Raw genomic sequence first — 977 nt, forward strand, 5'->3', positions numbered from 1 at the left:
GCAACCGCCGCGGCGGCGCCACCGCCTCCACCCGCGCCGTCGTCCTCGCCGCCGCCGACCCGGCCAACGCCTACGGCGCCGCCCTGCCCTGGCCCGAGCCGCCGACCGGTGCCGGGCACAAGCCGGGCCGCAAGGCGGGCTCCCTGGTCGTGCTGGTCGACGGCGAGCTGGCGCTGTACATGGAGCGCGGCGGCAAGACGCTGCTGGCCTGGCCCGCCGAGCCGGACGCCGACGCGAGCGAGGACACGCGGCTGCGGGCGGCCGCGGAGGCGCTCGCGGCAGCCGCCCGCGCCGGTTCGCTCGGCACGGTCACCGTGGAGCGGGTCAACGGCGCCTCCGCCCTGACCTCCCCCCTCGGCGCCCTGTTGGAAGCAGCGGGGTTCATCGCGACGCCCCGGGGCCTGCGGCTGCGCGCGTGACCGGACCGCGCCCCCGGGCCCCCGAGCATCCGGGCATGTCCCCCTTGCCCCGGCCGCTCACCCGGCCCCCGCGCATCCGGGCGTGTCACCCTTGAGCCATGCCCGAAGGTGACACGGTCTGGCAGGCCGCGAGGCGGTTGCACGGCGCCCTCGCGGGCAGGGTGCTGACCCGCAGCGACCTGCGGGTGCCCCGGTACGCCACGGTCGACCTCACCGGCCGGACCGTCCTGGACGTCATCTCTCGCGGCAAGCACCTGCTCACCCGGATCGAGGGCGGTCTGACGCTGCACTCGCATCTGAAGATGGACGGCTCCTGGAAGGTGTACGCACCAGGCCAGCGCTGGAGCGGCGGCCCCGCGCACCAGATCCGCGCGATCCTGGGCAACGCCGAGCGCACGGCCGTCGGCTACCGCCTGCCGGTGCTGGACCTGCTGCGCACCGCCGACGAGGAGCGCACGGTCGGCCACCTCGGCCCCGATCTGCTCGGCCCGGACTGGGACCCGGACCGCGCGCTGGCCAACCTGCTGCGCGACCCCGCGCGCCCGCTCGGCGAGGCCC

1 protein-coding gene and 1 pseudogene are annotated in these 977 nt (G+C 77.2%); both read left to right on the forward strand.

The annotated features are described in order from the left end of the window. Positions 1 to 419: pseudogene (locus C3489_RS38055) on the forward strand (DEAD/DEAH box helicase); the annotation flags it as partial. Between the two features lie 98 nt (positions 420 to 517). Continuing rightward, positions 518 to 977, forward strand: a 460-nt coding sequence (locus tag C3489_RS38060; RefSeq protein WP_308460843.1) for a DNA-formamidopyrimidine glycosylase family protein, incomplete at its 3' end; no start/stop codon positions are given.

It is taken from the genome of Streptomyces sp. Ru71 (genome assembly GCF_002920535.1).
GTDB lineage: Bacteria > Actinomycetota > Actinomycetes > Streptomycetales > Streptomycetaceae > Streptomyces.